Raw genomic sequence first — 24694 nt, 5'->3', positions numbered from 1 at the left:
CCACGCTCGCCCGGCATGCCGGGATGCCCTCGCCTGTATTGAATGGCTGTCAGCGTACGTGGGCTATTGCGACGATGGTATGACTTAAATCAATCCGGACTCCCGCCAGACCTTCGGCAGCTGTGGCAGCATGAGCTCTCAACGGCTTCCTCCTTGTGAACACCACCATGATGCTGAGTGATTTCGACGACCTGTTGCGTGCCGCGCTTGAGCAGACCGAGCCACAACGCCTGTTGTTCGTATTCGTCAAAGCCGAACTGCCCGAATCCCCCACCGCCGATCAGCATGCCCGCCACAACAGCGGCGAAGGCGGCACCCTGAGCCCGGTGCTGTGCGTGGACAAGGCCCCGCAGGAAGTCGCCTCGTTTGCCGCACTTGCCGCGGAGTCTGCCAACACCGGCCTGGCCTGGGACCTGGTGTTCGTTGCTTCGCTGGACGGGCGTGCCGGCGTTGCTCCTTCCAGCGATGAAGCCGCGCAGCCGCTGCGGCTGATGGTCAACGCCATCAACGACGGCCAGATCAGCCGCTTCGCCGCATTCGACCGCGACGGCGCCCCCGTGCAGTTCTACTAGGTGGCCAACTGCAGAAGAAGGAAGAACACCACCAATACGGTATTCAGGCCCCAGGCCACAGTCAGGCCGCGCGCGGCCATGCCGTAATTGGGATTGCGTGCACTGGGGGCCGCCCGCCATACCGTCGGGATGATCCAACCGGTATAGAGCAGCAGCACCGCGAACAGACCAAGCAGCAGGGGCGTCCTGCCCTGCGCCAGCGCCCACAGCGCAGCGCCCCATAACAGGTTGCTGGGAATCACCCCCTGCAGCCAGAACACCCGCCACAGACGTGAGGGCGGCAGCTTGTCGCCCGGGGCAGTCATCGAACCTACAGCAGTCATGATCGGGACTCCTGAGTTGCGCAGCACTGTACCCGAGCTTGCGCCTGTGGAGCGGGCGGGTCAAATCCGCTGACGTTCCACAGCTGGCAAGCGCGCTGTCCGGTGCCTCTCCAAGGCGATGTCGGCGCCGCCGACGTCCGCTCCGCTGCGCTCCGACAGCCGACCTACCTTTCCAGGTACCCGGCACACGGATGCCGGCTACGCCGGCTGCCCAGGCCAGCGCTGCATCTGTCGCGACGTCGCGATAGCCCCGCATCAGCGCCCCATCTACGCCATCTAGTCCGAACAGTCGCGACAGATCGCGCGGGCTGGTTCGCCTTACCCTCGCTACCCATAAGCACCGACGGGGGTCCTGGCCGCAGACCGCTGCAGCCAAGCGCAGGCAGCGCAGGAATGAAAGCGCCGACACAGGACAGCCGTGTGTCCCGCTGTGCAGGTTGCACGCAAGGATGCACAGACACTCGCCGCCCGGCAGGTGCGCCGCCCGCCCTGGCAATAGCAGGCGCGGAAGGCCGCCGGCCTGCGCGTGCAGCCGCGAAAGACGAGCTTCCGCACCAACTAATGATGGAGATGAACCCATGTATGACCAGCACGAGCTGGAACGGGTATTGGCCCTGCAACGGGAAAGCTTTCTCCTGCAGGGCGATCCCAGCCTGCAGGAACGCAGCGCGCGTACCAGCCGGCTGGCGCTGGCGCTGCTGGAGAACATAGATGCCCTCAGCGACGCCCTTTGCGCGGACTATGGCTGGCGCGCGGCGGTGGTTTCCAAGGCTTTCGAAGGACTCAGCTGGGTACAGGACATCGAACAGTCATTGCACGAGCTTGCGCAATGGATGGCCCCGCGCGAAGTACCCGGGGGCTTTGTGCAGGCCAAGCCAAAGGGTGTTGTCGGAGTCATGGGTGCATGGAACTTCCCCTTGGCCTTGACCCTTCAGCCCGCCATGGCGGCGTTGGCTGCAGGTAATCGGGTGATGTTGAATTTCCCCGAGCAACACCCGCGTACCGGTGCCCTGCTGCGCGAAATAATCTGCGCGCGCTTGGACGAGAGTGAAGTAGCGGTCTTCAATGGCGATATCGACACCGCGCGGCAGTTCTCCGCGCTGCGCCTGGATCACCTGTTCTTTACCGGTTCCCCGCAGGTAGGCGCCTTGGTGTCACAGGCGGCGGCAAAGAACCTGGTGCCGGTGACGCTGGAGCTGGGCGGCAAGAACCCCGTCGTGGTGGCGCGTGACGCCGACCTGCTGCTGGCGGCGACCCGTATCGTCTCGAGCCGCCTGCTGAATGGAGGCCAGGTCTGCCTCTGCCCCGACTATGTATTCATCCCCGATGAGAAGTTCGAGGAATTCGTTGGCCACCTCAAGGCCAGGATCCGCAGTATTGCAGGTGACTACCTGCACAACCCGGCGATCGTGCCCAGCGTCGATGCGCGCAACTATGCACGCGTACTGGCCCTGATCGACAACGCCGTCGCGCTGGGGGCACAGAAACTGGAGCCTCTGGCAGACACCCAGCTTCGTTATCTGCCCGACCCTGCTTCACGCCGGATCGCGCCTACCCTGTTGGTCGACGTGCCCGAGGCCGCCGAGGTCAACCACCATGAAATATTCGGCCCGGTACTGGTAGTGAAGCGTTATCTCGATGTGCAGCAGGCCATCGATTACATCGCACGTCATCCCGCCCCCCTCGCCGCCTATTGGTTTGGCGGCGACGGCGTCGATTTCCGCCACTTCCTGGACCATACGACCAGCGGCGGGGTAAGCCGCAACGATGGCTTCCTCCATGGCCTGCTGCCTGGAGTGCCGTTCGGTGGCATAGGCAACTCCGGCTCGGGGGCCTACCACGGCCGCGCTGGCTTCGACACCTTCACCCATTACCGCGCGGTCGCCAACGGCGCCGGCGAACAAGGTGTCGCCGACGGCTTCGTCAGTGGCGCGATGCTCGGCCCCGCCGCGTTGGCCGGGGTGGACCGCAGCATTGCCGCAGCCATCGCCGGATTCAGAAGGTCTGCTGGGTTCTGAGGCACGCCACGTTTGCCAACCGCCAATGTCCGCTGGCGCACTCAACCGCGCAGTGCGGGTGACTCAATCCGCATCATCCAGAAGACAGCGCACCAGCTTCTCGACCAGCCGGCTCACCTGCTTGCGATCGATCTCGGCCCCCACCGCACTGCGCACCATCACACCGTTGAAGATGGCCGAAATCATGTTCATCCGCAGCTCGACCTCGGCCGCATGCATGCCCGCCGGCAACCCGACCCGGTTGGACAGCGCCATGAACTCGCCGGTCACCACCTTGTCGGACTGTCGCAGGATGCGCTGGATGGCCGGGTTGCGTGCGGCTTCGGCGGCCAACTCCAGTTGCAGTTCCAGATAGGCGGGGTCCAGGCAGCGATCGACCGAATCGGCGACCTGCCGCGTTACCCGGGTTGCCAGGCTGCCGCCGCTCTCGTCTTCCTGGAGCTTGCGCGCAAGCTCGGAGATGTTCTGCTCCTCGCGCTTGGCAATGGCCTCGACGATGGCTTCCTTGTTCTCGAAGTAGTGGTAGATGTGCCCCGGGCTCATCCCGGCCGCTTTCGAGATCTTGGCGATGCTGGTGCCGTGGAAACCATTGCGACGGAAGCAGGCACTGGCGGCATCCAGCACCTGCTGGCGGCGCGCCTCGCCTTTTTCCTGACCTGACGCAGCGCTGCTGCTCGCATTCATGAAGTGCACCTTGGGAGGACGTGACCAGATTTGCGCATGACCGCAGCCAGGTTGTGTAGTACGATCATTCTAGTTAGAACAATCATTCTAATTCAGTTCGGCATCCGGACCCGCGCCGGCCGTCGAGGCAAGCACAACGGAGCCTGTCCATGACCACCTTGCTGAAAGACATCGCGGTACTGTTCGACGCCAGCGAAGCCGGGCAACAGATCCTGGACACGGCAGCGCGGCTGGCCGGCGGCCATGCCGCACATCTGATCGGCATTACCGCCCTGGCCCAGCAGCCAGCCTCCCTGCAGGCAGGCTTTGCCAAGGGCGAGGCATTGCATGAGGTGATCGTCCGCCACCAGTCGGTGATGGCCGCGCGGGCGTTGCAGCTGGGGCAGCGCTTGAACGACACGCTGGGGCGCCATGCTGTCAGTGGCGAACTACGGGTGATCTCACACGCCGAATCCAGCAGCGAGTCTTCGCTGCATGCCCTGTACTGCGACCTGCTGGTCGTGAGCCATCCGAACATCCCGGCCTCGCCGCTGACCTGGTCCGCTCCACAGATACTGCAGCAATCCGGCATCCCGATCCTGATCGTGCCGCGCGACTGGGGTGACAAACCCATTGGCAAGAACCTGCTGGTCGCATGGAATGGCAGCAGGCAGTCACGCCGCGCCATCGCCGATGCCATGCCGATGCTGGTCAATGCGGCCGAAGTCACCCTGTTGATCATCGACCCGGAACGCAAGGCCGACCTGCACGGCGACGAACCCGGCGCGGACATGGCCGCGTATCTCGCCCGCCACCAGGTCAAGGTCAACCTGCAACGGCTTTCCTCATCGGGCACGCCGGTGGCGGATGTGATCGTCGCACAGGCAAAGGCGGCGCACTGCGACATGGTGGTGCTCGGCGCCTATAGCCGGCCCAAGTTGAGCGAGGTGCTGTTTGGCGGCGTGACCCGAACCCTGTTGAGCGAGGTGCCCGTACCGTTGTTCGTCTCCCAATAGCCCCACGTTTGCTTCCCCACACCAAGTAGCGTCTGCCACATGCATGCAAGTCTGTATGCCAGCCACCGAATCTCCTGCTGACTCTCCTTCAGCAGGGATGCCTCCCGGTCTCTCCCCCGGCCGAGGAGTGCTGCAGTCCACGGACTGCGCGAATGTCGCGATGACATCCGCGCCGGGAGGCGGTAGAGCCCCGCCTCCCGGCTTTTCTTTACCGCAAGCGTCCGCTACCTGCCTGAGGACGGCCGTGTTCAGCGCCGGTTTTGGCGCAACTGAGATGCTGCAGATCAGCGTTGCATGCATGACGATCCATCTCATCCACGCAGGTAGCAACCAAGCTCCCGACTCCTAGAATCAAAGTGCCGAGATCATCGCGGCAGGGCTGCCGTCTCCCGGTCAGCCAGGCGAACCATTCCGTTTGAGTAACCTGCAACAGGAAACATCAATGAACGTCCGCGAACTCCTGCAGTCCAAGAAGCAAACCGTTGTCACCATCGATGCGGAAGACACCATCGGTGCCGCCGCGCACAAGATGAGCGCGCACAGGATCGCCGCACTCGTAGTGATGAAGGACGACGTACCGGTAAGCATCATTTCCGAAAAGGACATCGTACGCAGCGTGGCCGACGATGGCCCCCAGGCGGGACGCCGGGTCATTTCCAGCCTGCCGTCGACGGGCCTGGAAGGCATCGCCCCCGAGGCCAGCCTCAAGCAGGCGATGGCCTTGATGACGTACTCGCGCCACCGTCACCTGATGGTGACCGAAGATTCAAGACTGATCGGCATCCTCAGCCTGGGCGATATCGTCAAGAACCTGCTCAGTGAACTCGAACTTGAGAAGGCCGTGCTGCAGGACATCTACACTGCCGCGCACTGAACCGCGCATACGCTCAAACCTGGGCCCGCGTGGCTGAGACGCGCAGGCTCCACCCTTCACTTCGGCCGGATCGACAGCAGCGGCATGCCAGCGATTGCACCGCCACCTTCGCGACGCAGCGCGAACTGCTTGCGGTATCGCGGTTCAAACCCGCATTCAACGCGATCCTGCGTCGCCATCTGCAACGGCCACGCGCTGGAGAGAACCGCTGTTCTCCAGCGCTGTCGACCGTTGCCGGCGAGGCAACACACATGCCCCCAATCAGGGGGGGGCCGCGGTTATCGACGCTGCGCGCGCTTGGCCAACTCGATGAGCATCCGCGACGCCAGGTACAGGCGTGGCGGGATGGAATCAATCTCGATGTACTCATTGCGTGCGTGGTAACCCCAGCCTGCCAGGCCCAGGCCTTCCAATACCGCGGCATGGCCCGACCGCCCTGCGAAACCGGCATCGGTGCCGCCGTTGGTGGTGGGATGCATCAGCAACGTGCGGCCGTCGAGTTCGGCATAGATCTCCTGTGCCAGGTCCGCCAACTCACGACCACGTTCACCCGCCACGTAGATCGGCCGCAGGGGCTCCAGCGTCACCGTGGTGGTGGTATCCGGCACCGCGTGGCTTTCCTTGACCTTGGCCTGCAGTGCCGCCAGCAGATTGGCATTGCTGTCGGCCTGCGTGACACGTGCATCACCCCCCACTTCGGCGCGTTCCGGAATCTGGTTCCGCGCCGTGCCGGCATTGGCCGTGGTCCAGTTGAGCTGCGCACCCGGCACCCCGGTGGCCACGTCCTTGGTCTGGATGATCTGATGGGCCAACTCGACGAGTGCGTTGCGGCCCTGCTCCGGAGCCGCGCCCGCGTGTGCGGACAGACCCTGCACCGTCATCCGCACCTGCGAAGTGCCGGCGGCACTGAGCAGCACGCCTTCGCTCTCGATCACCGCCTTGGCCGGCGATGGCTCGAAGGACAACACCACGTCATGTTCGTCGGCCAGCTTGGCAATGGTTTCGCCTGAGCCCGGCGAGCCGATCTCTTCGTCTGGATTGAACAACACCGTGACCGTCGCGTAATCATTCCAGCCGCGCGCCTTGAGCAGGGCCAGTGAGTGCAGGATGACCGCGATCCCGCCCTTGTCGTCGGCAATACCTGGCCCGTACAGCAGATTGCCCTTCTGCTGGAAGGGCTCCTTTTCCAGGATGCCGCGGTCATAGACCGTATCGGCATGCGCGATCAGCATGACCTTCAGCTTGCCGTTGCCGCTGAAGGTACCGCGGACCAGATCCGGTCCCCCGGCAGCCGACGCAACCCGCTCCACCTTCGCATCCAGCGCGCTCAGCCGCTTGTCCAGATAGGCCATCAGCTTGCCAACGCCCTCGTGGTCGGTCGAACCCGATTCCACCGTCACCAGATCGCGCAGTGTCTCGATCACCGCCGGTTGTTGCGCCATGGCCGCGGACCGCAGCTGTGCATCGAGCTGCGCCGCTTGCACCTGTGCCTGCGGCCCCATGACACCTGCCAGCAACATGCCGCTGAAAATCGCCGTACGTAGAACGCTCATGCATCACTCCTGTGGCAACGATTCGACGCGATGATAACCGCCGCAATCGGCGGTTCACCCCACTGCGCACTTGCAGGCTGGTGCTCGGACAGCGTCCCGGCCGGTCGCGGCTCCCGGGCAATCGCGCCCCAACGCCGCCCTGATCCGCATTGCCAGCGCACGCCGCCACAAAGTGCCAGCGCCCAGGACGGCTCAGCTTCGCGCAAGTCAGCAAGGTTCCGGCCCGGAGCTTGCCGTTTGCACGATGAAGGCTGCGGGTCTGCATCCAGACCCGACCTGGACAGGCTTGGTCTCGCTGCCCACGGAACGTAAGAGCCCACCATGGAATGCCTGCACCGGGCTCCTGATCCGTCCTCGACACCCTTCACCCGAAACACGTCCGGCCGAACCGATCGGCCTTCCTCCCGCGGCCGGCCAGCCATGGCCGACGGCCCCGCCCGCCGTCAGCCGGCTTCCCGTCGCTGGAAGACCCTCGCATCGCATCGGCCGCGGCCTTGGAGGTTCCCGACCGCGTCTCTTGAGGCCGGTTGCGGACTGTCATAGAGTGCGCGCAGCGTGCTTGCCGTGCCCTTGGCGTCAGAAGGGCCACTGTCTTGGAGACATGTGGGGGAGTACATGGAAGAGGGAGATGCCTACGAAGCTTCCACCCGGCGATCGCTGGACCGCCGGTGGCTTGCGTTCGGCCTGGGCCTGTTGGGCATTGCACTGGCCGTACTTGTTGGCATCACGCAGCATCGCGACAACCAACAACACCAGCGCATCCGCTTCGACCAGGTTGCCAATGCAGCTACCACTACGCTGCAGACACAGCTGACGATGTTCGACCAAGGGCTGCGTGGCGCCAGGGGAGCGATCATTGCCGCCGGCCCACAGCTGGACCGCGACCGTTTCCGCGCCTATAGCGCATCGCGTGACTATGCACGTGAGTTCCCGGGCATTCGCGGCTACGGATACATCCAGCGCGTCGCCGCGGAGGACCACGACGAATTCATCGAGGCCGCGCGCAGCGACGGCATGCCGGATTTCCAGGTGCATACGCTGGCGCCCAACGATGGCGAGCGCTTCGTCATTCGCTACATGGAGCCGATGACCAACAACGAGGCCGCCCTCGGACTGGACATTGCTTCCGAACCGGTGCGGCGTGCGGCGGCGGAATACGCCGCGCGCAGTGGCCAGGCCTCGTTCACACCACCCATTACCTTGGTGCAGGAAGCTGGCCTGAAGCGGCACGGCTTCTTGCTGCTGCTGCCAATCTACGCCTCCCACACACCTCCGCCCACCGCTGAAGAACGATGGATGGAAACGCGTGGTTGGGTGGTCGCGCCGCTGACGATCGATGCCGTGCTTGATCGGCTGGAGCATGAGGAACGTCCCTACGCGATTGCACTCACCGATGTAGGCGAAGACGCCAGCAGTGGCCCCTTCTACACCAGCCCCGATTTCGACTCCCTGGATCCCGCCGCGCCGCAGTCGGAACGCCACATGAGCATCTATGGCCGCAACTGGCGCGTGCAACTCAAGGCGCGCCCGACCTTCGTCCCAGGTCTGGGGTTGCCTACGCCGTGGCTGGTCTCGCTGGTGGTCGCCGGGCTGGGCTTGCTGAGCGTCGCGGTCTGGTATCTGGTGACTACCGCACGCGTGCGACGGCGTGCGGCGTTCCTGGATCACGCACAGCTGCTGGCACTGGTGTCAGGCTCAAGCGAGACCATCATCGCCTGCAACCCTGTTGGCCGTATCACCTTGTGGAATGCGGCTGCGGAGAAAACCCTCGGTTACGCAGCGAGCGAAGCGCTCGGCCGCCGCATCGACAGCATGCTCGTTGACGAGGCCGGCACCCCCGCTTTCGATGATCTGTCCACCGACATCATCGGCGAACCGCACCAGCTGCGCCGCAAGGATCACGGACTGGTCGATGTGCTCGCCAGCCTCTCGGTGATCCGCGACCCCGCCGGTCATATGCAGGGCGCATCATTTTTCCTGCATGACATCTCCCACCATCTGCGTGCCGAGGAGCAGTTCAGGCGCGTGGTGGAGGCTTCGCCCAGTGCGATCCTGATGGTCAATGAAGCCGGCAGCATCCAACTGGCCAATGCGAAGGCCGAGGAACTCTTCGGCTACCCGCGGGAAGAACTGCTGGGCAAGACCATGGATCGCCTCCTGCCATTGGAGACGCGTGGCCACCACGCCGGCTACATCGAACGCTACTTCCAACAGCCCCAGGCGCGCCCGATGGGCGCCGGCCGCGATCTCTACGGGCTGCGGCGCGATGGTGCGCGCGTACCGGTGGAAATAGGCCTGAACCCGATAAACACCGCGGAAGGACGTTTCGCGCTCGCCTTCATCATCGACATCACCGAACGCAAACGGCATGAGGAAGGCATCATGCGCCTCAATGCCACCCTCGAGCAGCAGGTACTGGATCGGACCGCGCAGATACGCACCTATTCCTCCCGCCTGGGCGCCATCCTGCAACATGCCGGCTACGCCATCATCGTCACCGACCTGCGGGGCCGGATCACGCTTTTCAATCCCGCGGCGGAGCGCATGCTGGGCTATGACGCCAATGAGATCACCGCCAGCGATACCAATGCCGATCGACTGCACGACGGAGAAGAGCTGCGCTCGCGCGCGTCCGCGTTGTCGACGCAGCACCACAACAACGTCGGTGCATCCTTTGCGCAGATTGCCGCCCTCACTACCTGCAAGGGCAGCGACATCGCCGAATGGACGTATGTATGCGCCGACGGAGAGCGCCTTCCCGTCGCGCTGAATGTAAGCACCCTGCAGGACGACCAGGGAGAGGCATCCGGCTACCTGGTAATGGCCTCGGACCTCACCGAGCAGAAGCAGCGTGATTCGGCACTGCACCATGCCATCACCGCCGCCGAACAGGCCAATCGCTCCAAGAGCGACTTCCTGGCAAACATGAGCCATGAAATCCGCACGCCCATGAACGCCATCCTGGGCATGCTCTACCTGTTGGACCGCGCTGACCTGCCTGCTTCCGCGCAGGACATGACCCGCAAGATCAATGTGGCGGCACGGTCGTTGCTGAGCATCATCAACGATGTGCTGGATTTCTCGAAGATAGAGGCCGGGCGGATCGAAGTGGAGCACGCTCCCTTTGATCTGGCCGAGGTGCTCGACAACGTCGCCACCCTCATGGCCTCGGCAGTGGATACGCGTGCGGTGGAAATGCTGGTTTCGCCGACACCGGAAGGTGCGCGCTACCTGCGCGGCGATGCCCTGCGCCTGGGCCAGGTACTGGTGAACCTGGTCAGCAATGCCATCAAATTCATCGAGCGCGGTGAGGTAGGGTTGCACGTCGCTCGCCAGCCCTGCGCGGATGAGCGCAAGATCCGCCTGCGCTTCTCCGTCTTCGATACCGGCATGGGTATCCCGCAGGAGAAGCAATCCATGGTCTTCTCCCCGTTCTCGCAGGTCGACTCATCGACCACACGACGTTTCGGCGGCACCGGCCTGGGCTTGAGCATCTGCCGGAAGCTGGTGGCATTGATGGGAGGCACGCTGGAGGTAGAGAGCAGCCCTGGCCAAGGCAGCACGTTCTTCTTCACCCTCGACTTTCCGCTGGCCAGCGCGCCTGGCGAAAAGCTGCCCATACAGGGCCCGTGGCATGTACTGGTCGCGGATGACCATGATCTGGCGCGCGAACACCTGAATACACTCATCCGCGGCTTCGGCTGGACAACCGAGGAAGTCGAATCCGGCCTGCAGGCCGTCGAGCGTGTCACCACGTCCACCGCCAGGCATTGTGATGTCGTCCTGATGGATTGGCAGATGCTGGGAATGGACGGGCTTGCCGCCGCCGCGGACATCCGCCGCCGGGTACAGACCGCACAGCAACCCATCATCATCATGGTCACGGCTTTCGAGCGGAAGCTGGTTGACGACGAGGCCAACCGGGCCGCGGTTGATGCCGTGCTGACCAAGCCGGTCACCGCATCCGTGCTCTACAACGCCATCAACGAAACGCTGGCCCTGCGAAATCCTGCGTTGCGCACGCGAAGCAGCGCCGTGCCCTCGAGCCGCCGACTGGAGGGCTGTCGTCTCCTCGTGGTCGACGATAGCGAGATCAACCGGGAGGTTGCACAACGCATCCTGGAAGACGAAGGCGCCGTCGTGGAGCAGGCCTGCGACGGTCGCGCAGCCCTGGACCTGCTGCGCGACAAACCCGATCGTTGCGATGCCGTGTTGATGGATGTGCAGATGCCGGTGATGGACGGCTACGAAGCTACCCGCCATATCCGCGCATCACCCGAGCTCCGGGCATTGCCAGTCATCGCACTTACCGCAGGGGCGTTCAGAACGCAGCAGGATGCGGCGTTGACGGCGGGCATGAATGCCTTCGTCGCAAAGCCATTCGAAGTGCCCGACCTGGTTGCGGCCATCCTCCGGTGCACGCGTGCTGCGTCGGAACCACGCCCGTCACAACCGGATCTGCTGCAAACACATCCAGAGCATGCGGCTACATCAGCGCTTGAGTTGAGCAGCATGCCGCTGCTCGACGTCGACAAAGGGCTGGCCTACTGGCGGGAGGACGGCCCTTACAAGCGGAACCTCGCGCTGTTCGCGAGGCGCTACGAACGTGCGGTGGAGGGAGTCCAAGCCAGCCTGGCCCGGCATGACACACCACAGGCACGCGCCGACCTGCACCGCATGCGCGGTGCAGCTGCATCGCTTGCGTTGTCGCGCCTGGTTGCCGCCTGCGCCGACGTCGAGGAATGCCTGGCACTGGAATTGGACGCGGCCGACGCGCTCCGGCGAATGGCATCCGTGCTTGAGGGAACATTGGCAAGCCTGCATCACTACTCGCAGGCCGATGAAGGCGATCAGCGCCCTGCCACTGCCCCTCCATATGCCGATCCGATCAATGCGCTTGAAGAATTGCTCGCCGCCTTGGACAGCGCCAGCCCGGAGGCAATTGAGCATGCCCTCCACCGCCTGCCGGCCGGGCTACCTGACGATGTCCGGCGCCGCATCGTGCTGTGTATCGAGGAGTTTGATTACCGCACGGCCGAACATGAGGCCCGCGCCTTGTTGGAGAGCCTCAACACCCATTCCCCCCCTGTCCAATCATCAACCCAGGATTGACGGACATGCCCAGCGGCCCGATCCTCTGCGTGGACGACGAGCCCAACAACTTGGCGCTTCTTCGCCAGATTCTTGGAAACGACTACACGCTGGCCTTCGCACGCGACGGCGAACAGGCGCTGCGCGTCGCCGCAAAACACACGCCAAGCCTGGTTCTGCTGGATGTGGAGATGCCTGGCATGGATGGTTACCAGGTGGCGGCCGCGCTCAAGGCCAATGCTGCCACCGAGCACATTCCGGTCATCTTTGTCACCGCGCTGAACCGGGAAGTGGACGAACGTGCCGGCTTCGCCTGTGGCGGGGTGGACTACATCACCAAACCCGTTTCGCCCTTCATCCTGCGCGCGCGGGTGAACACGCATCTGTCGCTTGTTCGCGCCTCTGCGTTGAACAGCAGCTACCAGGATGCCATCCAGATGCTCAGCGTCGCGGGGCATTACAACGATTCGGATACCGGCGCGCATATCTGGCGCATGGCCGCCTATGCCCGCGTTCTGGCCGAAGCAGTGGGCTGGGAGCTCCCCAGGGCGAAACTGCTGGAGCAGGCCGCGCCGATGCATGACACCGGCAAGATCGGGATTCCCGACGCCATCCTCAAGAAGCCGGGCAAGCTGGACGCAGGCGAGTGGGAGATCATGCAGCGTCACACGCTGATCGGCTTCGAGATTCTCAGCCGCAGCAAGGCACCCTTGTTCGAACTGGCAGCCGAGATCGCCCTCAGTCATCACGAACGCTGGGATGGAACAGGCTATCCACACCGTCTGGCTGGCAGCCGCATCCCGGAATCGGCGCGCATCGTGGCGATCGCTGATGTGTTCGATGCCCTGGCAAGCCGGCGTCCCTACAAGGAGCCGTGGCCGGTGGATGCCGTCGTCGAAAAGATAAGGGAAGGCCGCGGCAGCCACTTCGATCCGCAGATGGTGGATGCCTTCGGAAACTGCTTGCCGGGCATCCTGGAAGTAAAGCGTTACTGGGATCAGCAGGAAGCCGGACCGGCCGCGGCTACTGACCCGCCAGCACATTGAGCTGAGGCGGTGCGCGGGCCGCACGCCGACCCGCCGGAGTGACAATGCCACCGGGACAGATAGGGGGATGTCCAGAAGCAGCAGCGGTGTGCTTATCTGCTCCCTCTAGCCGCACAAGCATTTGCCTTGACTGTCCGGGGTTCAATTACCAAACAGAACACCCATTCATTCCCTCTGGTCGAATGGCTCCTTCTGGGCGTTGGCGGTAGGTAGCGCGCCTGCTGAGCCGCCGACGCTATCCCAGACACTTTTCGCCCCTTCAATGCTTAACCCGCGCATGAGCGGACTATCCGCCCGATTCGCTGCCACTACCCGAAGCTGCGACGACGCTGCGTGCGCTGGAGCGGATCCACCAGCACCCGATTCCATTGGCGGTGGGGTTCAACCAATACGGCAGCAAACAGTATCTGCTCACCGCCAACGATCTGCTGGCGGCGATTGCGAGCCGTATCGCTGGCGATCTTGCCAATACCAGTGACGCCGAGTTCGGTGCTGAACAGAGGGACGGCAGCTGGATCGCGGATGCATGAATGTCGGTCGACGACTTGGAGCGCATCAGCGCCCATTCCACTGGCCTGCGGTGACGCCTGCTCACCGCCTCCCAGGTTCAGGTCGGATGCAAGGCAGGCGCATCGGCCTGTCGGGTTGAACCAGACACCAATCAGTACCATTGGCTGCCGGCGCTGCATCCAAACCCTGCAGCACCGCGTATAAGCGACACATGACCAAGCCGAAAAGGACCAGCAAGCGCCATGCAGATACGTAGACAGCTCCTCGGCTTCTCTGGCTGGTTCCTGGTCACCTTTCTCGCCGCAGCGCTTGGTGCGCGGGCCTCCATCTCCGCCTCCAGTTTCTACGCCGACCTTGTACTACCCACATGGGCGCCACCGGCGAGCCTGTTCGGACCGGTGTGGACCGCCTTGTATGCGCTGATGGCGCTGGCGGCATTCCTTGTCTGGCGAGAGCGCGGCTGGCGTGCAGCTGCCTCTGCGTTGACCCTTTACCTGCTGCAGTTGGGCCTCAACACCTTGTGGAGCTGGCTGTTCTTCGCCTGGAAACAGGGCGGTTTGGCCTTCGCCGATATCCTGTTGCTCCTGGTGTTGATCGTCGCCACGCTGGTTGCGTTCTGGCGTATCCACAAGGTCGCGGCCTGCATGTTGCTGCCCTATCTTGCCTGGGTGGGCTTTGCCAGCGTGCTCAACTACGCGGTCTGGCAGGCAAATCCCGGGCTGCTGTAGGCAGCCCAAACCCTTGCTGCCGCGGTACCGCGGCAGCCGGCTTACCCCGCGTCGGCATTCCCAAGCTGATTGATCTGCCTACATTCCACAACGGCAGGTGGATCAGGCATGCCTGCCAACGCGATCATCGCGCGGCCCAGAACCAGGTTGCTGGTGAACATCGACGGCAGGACAGCCGCTGTCAGCTGCATCATTGGCCCGCCAACCACATACAGCGGCTTCAGCAGCGCATGCCGGCTGCCGGTGCCGGCAACCGGTCGCACCCCGCCTGGCCGCAGCATCACCGTACGTCCCGGCAGCCGGGCCAGTGCCCGCTCCGTTTCGCCCTTGATGCGCAATGGCATGAGGTGGCTTTCAGGATTGGCGTGCGCACCCGACACATACAGGAACATTCCCTGTGGATTGGCTGCAAACCAGGTCTGCGCAACTGCCAGTGTGGTGTCCAGCGTGACCCGCCGGTAAGCGTCTTCCGCTGTGCCCAAGGGCGGGGCGCCGGCGCAATAGAAGCAGGCATCGAAGCCCACCAGGTCGGCCTGGCGACGATGGGCCTGGAGGAAGTCATCCAGCACCAACTCCTCGGTTGCCGTGACCAGGCCGCCGGCGTGTCGCACCAGCGCGACCGTGCGTCTTACATGCACGGAGCCAGCGCAGGCCAACGCGACGCCTTGACCAACCAGCCCACTGGCTCCGGTCAACACGATCTTCAGCCGCCCGCCATCGTTCACCATTGCCCTCTCCATGCGAACTAGAGTTTGACGAAGCGCTGCACCTTGCGTGCCAACCAGCCACTGAATACCAGCGGTGCATCCAGTGCCGAAACACAGATGCACGGCACACCGGGCGCGGTCACCGGCTGGTGTTCCACCTCGGCATCCAGGTCCGCCACATCGCCGGGAGCAAACAGCCCCAGCGCGTCGTTGTACGAACCACGCAGGACCTGGGTGAGTTCACTGCGGCCATGGCTGTGCATGGGCAGGCATTTGCCCGGCGCGATCTTCAACATGATCAGCGACGGCATCTGCCGTGCACGGATGCAATGCACGCCCGGCGCCATCCAGCGCCAGCGCAGGCTCGCCAGCGAGTCGCCGAAATACGGATGCAGCGATGCCGGTAGATACTCCGGGTCGGCCTGCGGTCGCTCCGGCGGTGACTGCCGCTCCAGTGGCGGCATCGCGGGCGGGTCCACATCCATCAGCTGCGCCAGCATGGCGGCGCGCAGTGTGTCGCGCCGTGTATCGTCGAGCACGGGCTGGGTCTGTTCGAGCAACGCCGAGCCAAGCGCTTCGGCATCACGCAGACGCTGGCGGCAGTGCGGGCACTGCTCAAGGTGGGTACCGGCAACAATGCTCAACGGTGCCTGCAGCGCGCCGGCGGCGTAACTCATCAAGGTGGACTCCTGCAGGTGGTGGTGCGGATTCATGACGCACCCCCGACCTTGGACTGCAGCAACAGGAAGGCCCGCCGCAGATGTGATTTGACCGTACCCAATGGCATTCCCAACGTCTGCGCGATCTCGCCGTGGCTCTTTGCTTCGAAGTAGGACATCCGCACCAGCCGCGCCTGCACCGCCGACAACTCGTTGATGCGCTGGCGCAATCTCGCATGATCGGCGAACTGCTCGGCACTGCTGCGATCAAGCACATCGGCCGCGGCCGCGTTCTCCACCGCCGCCTGCACCAGCGTCCAGCTGCGCTCGTGGCGGACACGATCGATATGCAGGTTGCGCGCGATGCGGTACAGCCAGGTACTCAGCGCGCCCTGTGCCGGATCGAATTCCGCGGCCCGCAGCCACAAGCGCAGCAGGCACTCCTGCGCCAGTTCCTCGGCCACCGCCTCCGGAGCACCCAGGCCACGCAGGTATACGCACAGGCGCGGCATGAAGTGGTCGTAGATGCGCATGAAGCAGTCGCGATCGCGCAGCCGCGCCACACCGTCCATGTCACCGGCCCAGTTCATTGGCTCTTTGCTCAGCTGCTGTGAACTGGACACGATCCGGGCGGTGTCTAAGGGGGAAGGGAGGTTGCGGGGATCAGGGTACATCTGCGTGGGCAGGGCTGCAGTGAATGTGTTGTCCTTCCTACGCGCGGTGGCGGCGTTTGGATGCACCGCCGTGCCTGCATCCAGCGGCTGGCCTCGCTCGTAGGCAGGGAGAGCTCATTCCGGGATGCCCCCATGCGCATGGCCTGCCTGTTGTTGTTCCTGCCCTGCATGGCGTCGGCAGCGCCGTTGCTGCGCGGTGAAGGCGTTGCCACGACCCGCGACGGGGCCGTGGCCTACCGCGAGGTACATTGGCAACGCGGCGCCGGCGACGCAGCCGAGCGCTGGGTGCACTACCTGTGCCCCGACGGCCAGCCCTTCGCGCGCAAGCACATGCAGGTCAACGGTTCCGCCCAGGCACCCAGCTATCGCTGGGAGGATCGCCGTAGTGGCCAGGCCGCCAGCGTTGCTGCGACGGGAGGCGTCGTACAACTGAACTGGAAGGAGGACGCGGCGGCGAAAACGCGGGCGCAGCGGCTTCCGCTTCCGCCCGATGCGGTGATCGACGCCGGGTTCGACGCCGCCGTGCGTGCGCACTGGCAGCAATTGATGCAGGGCGAGCGGCTCAGCCTGCAATTCCTCGTCCCCAGTCGCCAGCGCTACTACCCGGTACAGGTGCAGCGTGTCGGCGCAGTCCGCTGGCAGGGGCTGGATGCCCAGGCCATCCAGGTGCAGCTGGATGCCTGGTACGGGGTGGTCGCGCCGCGTCTGGCGCTGGTCTATGCCGATGCCGATCGGCGCCTGCTGGAGTTCCACGGTACCAGCAACCTGCGCGATGCCCGCGGCGACTACCCGGTGGTGACCGTGCGCTTTGCGCAGAAGGCAGTGGAACGTCCACTTGCGCAATGGCAGGCCGAGCTGCAGCAGGCACTGGTGCCGCGCTGTGCCGCCATGCGGGGCTGATTCGAATGGAATCTTCATTACGCTGCATCCAATCAGCGCCGCGCGCCGTAGAGAAGGGCAGGAAACCTCTCGAGATACGCGCCATGGCACCCGCTGCGCCCCTGCCCCGCCGACGCGTGGCCCTGCTGCGTACGATCCAGCGCTGGTTCGACACCGCCGGTAGCGCTGACGTCGTTGGCGAGACGCAGGCGGGCGATCGCATCGATTGGATGCGCGCCCTGCCCTTCGCGCTGCTGCACATCGGCTGCCTGGGGGTGATCTGGACCGGGTCGTCGTGGACGGCAGTTGCTGTCGCGCTGGCCTTGTATGCGGTGCGGATGTTCGCGATCACCGCGTTCTATCACCGCTACTTTTCCCACCGCACCTTCCAGACATCGCGCGCGGTGCAGTTTCTGTTCGCCCTTGTCGGCGCCTCCAGCGTGCAGCGCGGGCCGCTGTGGTGGGCGGCGCATCACCGGCACCACCACCGGCACGCCGACCAGCCGCTGGACCCACATTCTCCGCAGCAGAAAGGCTTCTGGCGCAGCCATGTTGGCTGGTTCCTGACCCGTGACGCCTTCGCCACCGACCTGCAGCGCGTGCCGGATCTGGCCCGCTTCCCGGAACTGCGCTGGCTGGACCGCTTCGACACCGTGGTACCGCTGCTGCTCGCCGCTTCCCTTTATGCACTGGGCGCGGCGCTTGAACGCTGGGCACCGGGCCTGCAGACCTCCGGCATGCAATTGCTGGTCTGGGGATTCTTCATTTCCACAGTGATGTTGTTCCACGCCACCGTCACCATCAATTCACTGGCCCACCGCTTCGGTCGCCGTCGCTTCGACACCCGCGACGACAGCCGCAACAATTTCTGGCTGGCGCTGCTCACCTTCGGTGAGGGCTGGCACAACAACCACCATTTCTTCCCCGGCACGGTGCGCCAGGGATTCCGCTGGTGGGAGATCGACCTGACCTGGTATGGCCTGCGGTTGATGGCGATGCTGGGCCTGGTCAAGGAGCTCAAGCCAATCCCGGCCTGGGTGCTGGCCAAGGCGAGGAGCTGACATGCGTATCGCCGTCATTGGTTCGGGAATTGCCGGGCTGGCCAGCGCCTGGTGGCTGGATGGCGCGCATGAAGTCACCTTGTTCGAGGCCAATGACTACCTCGGCGGCCACACCCATACCCATGCACTGCAGGTGGACGGGATACCGATGGCCGTGGATACCGGCTTCATCGTCTTCAACCCGCAGCACTACCCGCTGCTGAGCGCGCTGTTCGATGAGCTTGGGGTGGAATCGCAGCCGACCACGATGAGCTTTTCCATGCACAGCGAGCGCAGCGGCGTGGAGTACAACGCGACCTCGCTCGACGGCCTGTTCTGCCAGCGTCGCAACCTGCTGTCGCCACGCTTCTGGGGCATGCTGCGCGACCTGCGCCGCTTCTATCGTGATGCACCCGTCCTGCTGGATGGCGACGCCGGCCCCACGCTGGGCGAGTACCTGCGCAGCCAGCGCTACGGCGAGGCCTTCGTCGAGGAACACCTGCTGCCGATGGCATCGGCCCTATGGTCCTCGCCGACCGCCACCGTGTGCGATTTCCCGGCACGCTACCTGGTCCAGTTCATGGCCAACCACCAGATGCTGCAGATCAGCGGACGCCCGCAATGGCGCGTGGTGAAAGGCGGCTCGGCACGCTACATCGACGCCCTGCGGGCACGCTGGCAGGTGCGCGAACGGCTTGAATGCGCGGTCTGGAAGGTTGAGCGCGAAGCGGACGGGGCGTGGGTCCACAGCGCCGCAGGCGTTGAAGGCTTCGATGAAGTGATCATGGCCTGCCACAGCGACCAGGCCTTGCGCCTGCTCGATGACGCGGACACGCTCGAGCAGCAGATACTGGGCGCCATCAACTACCAGCACAACGACGTGGTGCTGCATACCGATGCCTCCCTGCTGCCACGCAGGCGCAAGGCGTGGGCGGCCTGGAATGCGCACGTACCGGACGCAACCGACGCACCCTGCACGGTCAGCTACTGCATGAACCTGCTGCAGGGACTTCCAGGCGATACGCCGCTGGTGGTGACGCTCAACGACAGCGCACGGATCGATCCGGCCAAGGTGCTGCGCCGCATGCGCTACGCGCACCCGGTGCACGACCACGCCGCGGTGGCGGCACAACAGCGCTGGGCCGATATCCAGGGCCAACGCCACACCTGGTTCGCCGGCGCGTACTGGGGCTGGGGCTTCCACGAAGATGGCATACGCAGTGCCCGCCGCGTGGTGGATGCATTGACCGCGCGCAGGCCAAACGCCTTCTGGCTGCCGCAGCCGGAGGCAGCCGCATGACCAACAGTGCGATCTACCTCGGCCATGTGCTGCATCGCCGCCATCTGCCGCATCCACATGCGTTCCGCTATCCCATCGCCCAGCTGCTGCTGGACCTGGACGAACTGGAGCAGGTATTTGCCGGGCGCTGGCTGTGGTCAGTGAACCGTCGCAACCTGGCCGAATTCCGCCGCAGCGACTATTTCGGCGATCCGGCGCGGCCACTGGCAGATGCGGTGAGAGACCACGCTGCAACCGTGCTTGGCCACCGGCCGGCCGGACCGGTGCGCCTGCTTACCCATCTGCGCGTTGCCGGCCACGTGTTCAATCCGGTCAGCTTCTACTACTGCTACCGGGCCGATGGCGTCAGCCTGGACTGCATCGTGGCGGACATCACCAACACGCCATGGAAAGAACGCCACGCCTATGTACTGCCTGCGGCAACCGCGCTCAGCAACGGCCGGGCACTGCGCTGGCAGTTCGACAAGTGCTTCCATGTTTCGCCGTTCATGGCGATGGATTGCCGCTACGACTGGCGCCTCACCGCGCCCGGCGACGACCTGCAGGTGCATATGCAGGTATGGCGCGAAGGCCTGCGCCAGTTCGACGCCACCCAGTCCATGCAGCGCCACCCGCTCAATGGCGCCGGTTTGGCGCGGGTGCTGGCCTGCTACCCGCTGATGACGCTGCAGGTGGTCGCCGCCATCCACTGGCAGGCATTGCGGCTGTGGCTCAAGCGCAATCCGGTCCATGACCATCCTTCCCTCGCCGAGAAAACGCGATGAACCAGATGACTTCCTCGGTGGCCCTGCCCCGGCCCGGTGCGCTGGATGCACTGCTGCGACGCCGGCTGCTGGCCGAGCTCGCACCACTGCGTGAGGGTTGCCTGCGTGTGCGCGACGTGCTCGGCGAGGTAGTGCTCGGCGATGCTTCCGCCCAGCTGCAGGCCACGGTGACCATTGATGATCCCGCGTTCTATCGCAAGGTTGCCGCACAAGGCAGCGTCGGCGCTGGCGAGAGCTATATCAACGGCGACTGGCGTTGCGATGACCTGGTCACGCTGGTGCGCATCCTGGTGCGCAACCGCGACCTGCTGGACGGCATGGAACGCGGCCCCGCGCGTATTGGTGGCTGGCTGCTGCGTGGCTGGAACCGGCTGCGGCGCAACAGCCGCGAAGGCAGCCGCCGCAACATCGCCGCGCACTATGACCTTGGCAACGATTTCTTCGCGTTGTTCCTGTCGCCAGACCTGATGTATTCGTCGGCATTGTTCGCCGACGAGAGCACCTCGCTGGAGCAGGCCTCGCAGCGCAAGCTCGATCGCATCTGCCAGCAGTTGCAGTTGCAAGCCGGCGACCGCGTGATCGAAATCGGTACCGGCTGGGGTGGTTTCGCCCTGCACGCCGCACGGCACTACGGCTGCCATGTCACGACCACCACGATCTCGGCCGAACAGCACGCACTGGCCGTGCAACGCGTGCACGAGGCGGGGCTGCAGCACCGGGTCACCCTGCTGATGCAGGATTACCGTGATCTTGAGGGCCAGTTCGACAAGCTGGTCTCGATCGAGATGATCGAGGCCATTGGCGCCGAGTACCTGGACACCTACATGGCCACGCTGCAGCGCTTGCTCAGGCCCGATGGCGTCGCGCTGCTGCAGGCGATCACCATCGAAGACCATCGCTACGAACAGGCCCGGCGTAGCGTGGACTACATCAAGCGCTTCGTGTTCCCCGGCAGTTTCATCCCCTCGATTGCGGCGATCCTGGCGGCGAAGACCCGCGCCAGCGACCTGCAGCTGGTGGCCCAGCACGACTTCGGCTACTCCTATGCCTTGACCCTGCGCGCCTGGCGCCAGCGCTTCATGGCGCAGCTGCCTGCGGTGCACGCACAAGGCTTCGACGCGCGCTTCTGCCGGCTGTGGGAGTTCTATCTCGCCTACTGCGAGGGCGGCTTTCTGGAACGTTCGATCGGCGTCTCCCACCTGTTGCTGGCGCGGCCCGGCCATCAACCCGCCGCCAACGCCGGGCTGATCAGCTGACATGCGTCGGACCCTGCTCAACCTGCTCGGCAACCAACTGGTCTGGCTGTGCGCCGTGGCCGGTGCCGGACGGGGTTGGCAATGGCCGGCGCTGCTGGCCTCCGCCCTCTACATCGTCAGCCAGCTTTACAACGCCGCGCAGCCGCGGACCGAATTTCGCCTGCTGCTGCTCGCACTGGTGTGCGCCTGGCTGGTCGATGGGCTTGCGGCAGCAAGCGGTCGTGTCGGCTACGCCGCTGCGCCGTTCGGCTGGGCACCACCGCCATGGATCATGGCGCTATGGGCCGCGTTCGCGATGACACTGACCTGCTCGATGGCCTTCCTGCAACGGCACTGGGCGCTGCCAGCAACGTTCGGCCTGCTGTTGGCGCCGCTGGCCTATCTATCCGCTGCACGCGGCTTTGACGCCGTGCATTTTGCCGCGCCCGCCTGGCATGGTTTGCTGCTGCTTGGCATCGGCTGGAGCGTGGCGCTGACGCTGCTGGTCACGAATGCGCGCAGGTGGAACCGCAGTTCAACACAAGGGCAACCAACAGGTGCTTGCACATGAACAATCTGGGCTGGGTGCTGTTGTACGCCGTGGCGATCATGCTTTGGGGCTGGGCTTGGCAGCGCCGCCATCGCAATATCGGCATCGTCGATGTGCTCTGGGCCAAGGGCCTGGCTGCCGCTGCGCTGCTGCTCGCGTGGTTGGGCGACGGCGCAGCATTGCCGCGCATCAGCTTGGCCGTGCTCGGCGGATTGTGGGGAAGCCGGCTTGCCCTGCATCTATGGCAGCGCGTGCGACACGAGTCCGAAGATGGTCGCTACACGTATCTGCGCGAACATTGGCACAGCCATCAGGGCAAGATCTTCGGCTTCTTCATTGCCCAGGCATTGCTGATAGTTCTGTTCGCGCTGCCGTTCGTCGCGGTGGCCGGCAATCCGCACACCGATGGCTACATCTGGGTGATAGCAGCAGGTTTGGTTTGGCTGCTGAGCGTGCTCGGCGAGTCTATTGCCGACCGCCAGCTTGCGCGCTTCCGTGCTGTGCCAGCCAACAAAGGCCGCACCTGTCGGCAGGGGCTTTGGCGCTACTCCCGGCATCCGAACTATTTCTTCGAATGGCTGCATTGGTTCACCTACGTGCTGCTGGCCGTTGGCTCACCACTCTGGTGGCTGGCATGGACCGGCCCGGTACTGATGTACCTGTTCCTGCGCTACCTGAGCGGCGTGCCCTTCACCGAGAAGCAGGCGCTACGCAGCCGCGGTGAAGACTACCGCGCTTACCAACGCAGTACCCCGATGTTCTTCCCCTGGTTTCCTCGCACCGCCAAGGAGCAATCGCCATGAATGCAGCCACGCAACTGGATTCCGCCATCCATGCCGAGCCCGGCCTGACCGGCTGGGCCGAGCGCGGTTGGCTGCCGGATGCCGCACTGCGCTGGGGCATCCGCCGCCTGTGCGCACAGCGCCTGGAGGAGGAATCGGAGGAAGGCCTGCAAGCGCAATCGGAGCGGTTCAGCCGGCGCATCGCCGAGTTGTCCAGCAGTCCGCTCGCCCTGCATGTGGATGCTGCCAACCGCCAGCACTACGAAGTACCTGCGGCGTTCTTCCAGGCCTGCCTTGGCCACCGCTTGAAGTACAGCAGCTGCTACTACCACACCGGCACCGAGACCCTGGATCAGGCCGAGGACGCCATGCTGGAGCTGTACGGGCAACGCGCCGGGCTCGCCAATGGCCAGCACATCCTTGAGCTGGGCTGCGGCTGGGGCTCACTGACCTTGTGGATGGCCGAGCGCTATCCTGGCGCGCGCATCACTGCAGTCTCCAACTCACACAGCCAGCGCAAGCACATCCTCGCCCAGTGCAAGGCACGCGGCCTGGACAACGTCGAGGTGCTGACCATCGACGTCAACCAACTGCAGCTGCCTGCCGCCACGTTCGACCGCTGTGTATCGGTGGAGATGTTCGAGCACATCCGCAACTACGAACGCCTGCTTGGCCGCATCTCGCGCTGGCTGAAGCCGGACGGCGCCTTGTTCGTGCATATCTTTGCCCATCGCACGCATATGTATCCGTTCGACACGATGGGCGAGGACAACTGGATGGGGCGTCATTTCTTCACCGGCGGGTTGATGCCGGCTGCCGATACCCTGCTGCATTTCCAGGGTGACATGCAGCTGCTGCAGCGCTGGCTGCTGGATGGCCGCCACTATCAACGCACCGCCAACCATTGGCTGCAGCGCCAGGATGCCGCCCGCGAACAGCTCATGCCGCTGCTGGTGCAGACCTACGGCAGTGATGCCGCGGCACGTATCTGGTGGCAGCGCTGGCGCATGTTCTGGATGGCCTGCGCGGAGCTGTTCGGTTACGACGACGGCCAGCAATGGCTGGTGGCGCACTACCTGTTCCGTCCCCGCTGAAAAAGGACGCGCGCATGCGAACCTTGCCACTGCTGTCGATGCTGTCCATCGCCTTGTTCGGCGCTGGCTGCAGCAATCTGGATACGCGCCCGATCCCGCGCCCGGCATCGGTGGATGTTCCGCGCTTCATGGGCGACTGGTATGTGATCGCGCATATTCCGTCGCGACCGGAACGCGAAGCCTTCGATGCGGTGGAAAGCTATGCACCGCGGCCCGACGGACGTATCCAGACCACCTTCACCTACCGCAAGGGCAGCTTCCAGGCGCCGCTGAAATCAATGCACCCCATCGGCAAGGTCGAAGCCGAAGGCAATGGCGCAGTCTGGGGCATGCAGTTCATCTGGCCGATCCAGGCCGAATACATCATCGCCTGGGTGGACGAAGGTTACAGCCAGACCATCGTCGCCCGCAGCAAGCGCGACTACGTCTGGTACATGGCGCGCACCCCGCAGGTTTCGGAAGCGGACTATCAACGCGCGGTGGAGCGCATCAAGGCAATGGGTTATGACGTAAGCAAGTTGCGGCGGGTACCGCAGTCAGCGCGTTGAGGCACAAGGACAAGCATCGAAGCAGATGGGCTGGTAGCAATCATCTCCTGCTGACGACGGATACATTC

Annotated in this window: 23 protein-coding genes; 16 read left to right on the top strand and 7 right to left on the bottom strand. The window is 64.4% G+C overall.

Annotated elements, in window-relative coordinates:
• Nucleotides 1-167: 167 nt before the first annotated feature.
• Nucleotides 168-572 carry a ribonucleotide reductase subunit alpha gene (locus AC1VXC_RS07085; RefSeq protein WP_313171356.1) on the top strand — a complete coding sequence of 135 codons (405 nt, stop codon included), beginning with the start codon at nt 168-170 and terminating at the stop codon, nt 570-572.
• On the opposite strand, the gene AC1VXC_RS07080 is transcribed toward AC1VXC_RS07085, so the two are convergent.
• Nucleotides 569-895 carry a hypothetical protein gene (locus AC1VXC_RS07080; protein WP_313171161.1) on the bottom strand — a complete coding sequence of 109 codons (327 nt, stop codon included), beginning with the start codon at nt 893-895 and terminating at the stop codon, nt 569-571. The two genes, AC1VXC_RS07085 and AC1VXC_RS07080, sit on opposite strands and share 4 nt — an antisense overlap.
• 578 nt (nt 896-1473) lie before the next feature.
• On the opposite strand from AC1VXC_RS07080, the gene AC1VXC_RS07075 reads away from it, so the two are divergent.
• Entirely contained in the window at nt 1474-2913 is a 1440-nt protein-coding gene (locus tag AC1VXC_RS07075; protein ID WP_481538159.1) for an aldehyde dehydrogenase family protein, read from the top strand.
• A 63-nt stretch (nt 2914-2976) separates the two neighbouring features.
• On the opposite strand, the gene AC1VXC_RS07070 is transcribed toward AC1VXC_RS07075, so the two are convergent.
• The gene (locus AC1VXC_RS07070) at nt 2977-3597 is read right to left on the bottom strand and encodes a TetR/AcrR family transcriptional regulator (protein WP_313171165.1); all 621 of its coding nucleotides are present in this window, start codon (nt 3595-3597) and stop codon (nt 2977-2979) included.
• A 149-nt stretch (nt 3598-3746) separates the two neighbouring features.
• Here AC1VXC_RS07070 and AC1VXC_RS07065 point away from each other — a divergent pair, with 149 nt between their 5' ends.
• Together AC1VXC_RS07065 and AC1VXC_RS07060 are read left to right on the top strand one after the other, a co-directional pair.
• Nucleotides 3747-4592 (top strand): universal stress protein, encoded by an 846-nt coding sequence (locus AC1VXC_RS07065; RefSeq protein ID WP_313171167.1) that lies wholly within the window; start codon nt 3747-3749, stop codon nt 4590-4592.
• A gap of 442 nt (nt 4593-5034) precedes the next feature.
• Nucleotides 5035-5466: a CBS domain-containing protein gene (locus AC1VXC_RS07060; RefSeq protein WP_313171168.1), complete on the top strand. Its 432-nt coding sequence runs from the start codon at nt 5035-5037 to the stop codon at nt 5464-5466.
• A 278-nt stretch (nt 5467-5744) separates the two neighbouring features.
• Here AC1VXC_RS07060 and AC1VXC_RS07055 read toward each other — a convergent pair whose 3' ends face one another.
• The gene (locus tag AC1VXC_RS07055; protein ID WP_481538160.1) at nt 5745-7019 is read right to left on the bottom strand and encodes a glutamate carboxypeptidase; all 1275 of its coding nucleotides are present in this window, start codon (nt 7017-7019) and stop codon (nt 5745-5747) included.
• 615 nt (nt 7020-7634) lie between these two features.
• Between AC1VXC_RS07055 and AC1VXC_RS07050 the strand changes: the two genes are divergently transcribed.
• Entirely contained in the window at nt 7635-12131 is a 4497-nt protein-coding gene (locus tag AC1VXC_RS07050; RefSeq protein ID WP_481538161.1) for a PAS domain S-box protein, read from the top strand.
• A 5-nt stretch (nt 12132-12136) separates the two neighbouring features.
• Complete coding sequence (locus AC1VXC_RS07045; protein ID WP_313171175.1) at nt 12137-13156, top strand: response regulator; 1020 nt, start codon at nt 12137-12139, stop codon at nt 13154-13156.
• A gap of 308 nt (nt 13157-13464) precedes the next feature.
• Here AC1VXC_RS07045 and AC1VXC_RS07040 read toward each other — a convergent pair whose 3' ends face one another.
• The gene (locus AC1VXC_RS07040; RefSeq protein WP_313494068.1) at nt 13465-13845 is read right to left on the bottom strand and encodes a hypothetical protein; all 381 of its coding nucleotides are present in this window, start codon (nt 13843-13845) and stop codon (nt 13465-13467) included.
• A gap of 63 nt (nt 13846-13908) precedes the next feature.
• On the opposite strand from AC1VXC_RS07040, the gene AC1VXC_RS07035 reads away from it, so the two are divergent.
• On the top strand, nt 13909-14394 hold the full coding sequence (locus AC1VXC_RS07035) for a TspO/MBR family protein (RefSeq protein ID WP_481538162.1): 486 nt from the start codon (nt 13909-13911) through the stop codon (nt 14392-14394).
• 41 nt (nt 14395-14435) lie between these two features.
• Here the strand turns inward: AC1VXC_RS07035 and AC1VXC_RS07030 are convergent, their stop codons facing one another.
• From AC1VXC_RS07030 to AC1VXC_RS07020, 3 genes are read right to left on the bottom strand one after another with little or no spacing between them, the layout of a single operon-like run.
• Nucleotides 14436-15122: a Rossmann-fold NAD(P)-binding domain-containing protein gene (locus AC1VXC_RS07030; protein ID WP_313171181.1), complete on the bottom strand. Its 687-nt coding sequence runs from the start codon at nt 15120-15122 to the stop codon at nt 14436-14438.
• A gap of 17 nt (nt 15123-15139) precedes the next feature.
• Nucleotides 15140-15814 (bottom strand): ChrR family anti-sigma-E factor, encoded by a 675-nt coding sequence (locus AC1VXC_RS07025; protein WP_481538163.1) that lies wholly within the window; start codon nt 15812-15814, stop codon nt 15140-15142.
• Nucleotides 15811-16434 carry a sigma-70 family RNA polymerase sigma factor gene (locus AC1VXC_RS07020; RefSeq protein ID WP_313171185.1) on the bottom strand — a complete coding sequence of 208 codons (624 nt, stop codon included), beginning with the start codon at nt 16432-16434 and terminating at the stop codon, nt 15811-15813. Before AC1VXC_RS07020 ends, AC1VXC_RS07025 begins: the two co-directional genes overlap by 4 nt.
• A gap of 132 nt (nt 16435-16566) precedes the next feature.
• Here AC1VXC_RS07020 and AC1VXC_RS07015 point away from each other — a divergent pair, with 132 nt between their 5' ends.
• The 9 genes from AC1VXC_RS07015 (at nt 16567) to AC1VXC_RS06975 (ending at nt 24626) form a co-directional block, all read left to right on the top strand.
• Entirely contained in the window at nt 16567-17334 is a 768-nt protein-coding gene (locus AC1VXC_RS07015) for a hypothetical protein (RefSeq protein ID WP_481538164.1), read from the top strand.
• 83 nt (nt 17335-17417) lie between these two features.
• Nucleotides 17418-18374, top strand: a complete 957-nt coding sequence (locus AC1VXC_RS07010) for an acyl-CoA desaturase (RefSeq protein ID WP_481538165.1) — start codon at nt 17418-17420, stop codon at nt 18372-18374.
• 1 nt (nt 18375) lies between these two features.
• A complete protein-coding gene (locus AC1VXC_RS07005) occupies nt 18376-19653 on the top strand; it encodes an NAD(P)/FAD-dependent oxidoreductase (RefSeq protein WP_481538166.1) in 1278 nt (425 codons plus the stop codon).
• Complete coding sequence (locus AC1VXC_RS07000) at nt 19650-20417, top strand: DUF1365 domain-containing protein (RefSeq protein WP_313171192.1); 768 nt, start codon at nt 19650-19652, stop codon at nt 20415-20417. The genes AC1VXC_RS07005 and AC1VXC_RS07000 overlap by 4 nt, the downstream gene beginning before the upstream one ends.
• A complete protein-coding gene (locus AC1VXC_RS06995; RefSeq protein WP_313171194.1) occupies nt 20414-21673 on the top strand; it encodes a class I SAM-dependent methyltransferase in 1260 nt (419 codons plus the stop codon). The genes AC1VXC_RS07000 and AC1VXC_RS06995 overlap by 4 nt, the downstream gene beginning before the upstream one ends.
• 1 nt (nt 21674) lies before the next feature.
• Nucleotides 21675-22223 carry a DUF2878 domain-containing protein gene (locus tag AC1VXC_RS06990; protein WP_313171196.1) on the top strand — a complete coding sequence of 183 codons (549 nt, stop codon included), beginning with the start codon at nt 21675-21677 and terminating at the stop codon, nt 22221-22223.
• Entirely contained in the window at nt 22220-23005 is a 786-nt protein-coding gene (locus tag AC1VXC_RS06985) for a DUF1295 domain-containing protein (protein WP_313171198.1), read from the top strand. Before AC1VXC_RS06990 ends, AC1VXC_RS06985 begins: the two co-directional genes overlap by 4 nt.
• Complete coding sequence (locus tag AC1VXC_RS06980; protein WP_313171200.1) at nt 23002-24078, top strand: SAM-dependent methyltransferase; 1077 nt, start codon at nt 23002-23004, stop codon at nt 24076-24078. Before AC1VXC_RS06985 ends, AC1VXC_RS06980 begins: the two co-directional genes overlap by 4 nt.
• Nucleotides 24079-24116: 38 nt before the next feature.
• Nucleotides 24117-24626: a lipocalin family protein gene (locus AC1VXC_RS06975; protein WP_481538181.1), complete on the top strand. Its 510-nt coding sequence runs from the start codon at nt 24117-24119 to the stop codon at nt 24624-24626.
• Nucleotides 24627-24694 lie beyond the last annotated feature (68 nt).

The organism is Stenotrophomonas sp. STEN033 (assembly GCF_056856655.1).
This window is presented reverse-complemented; position numbering and strand designations above follow the sequence as displayed.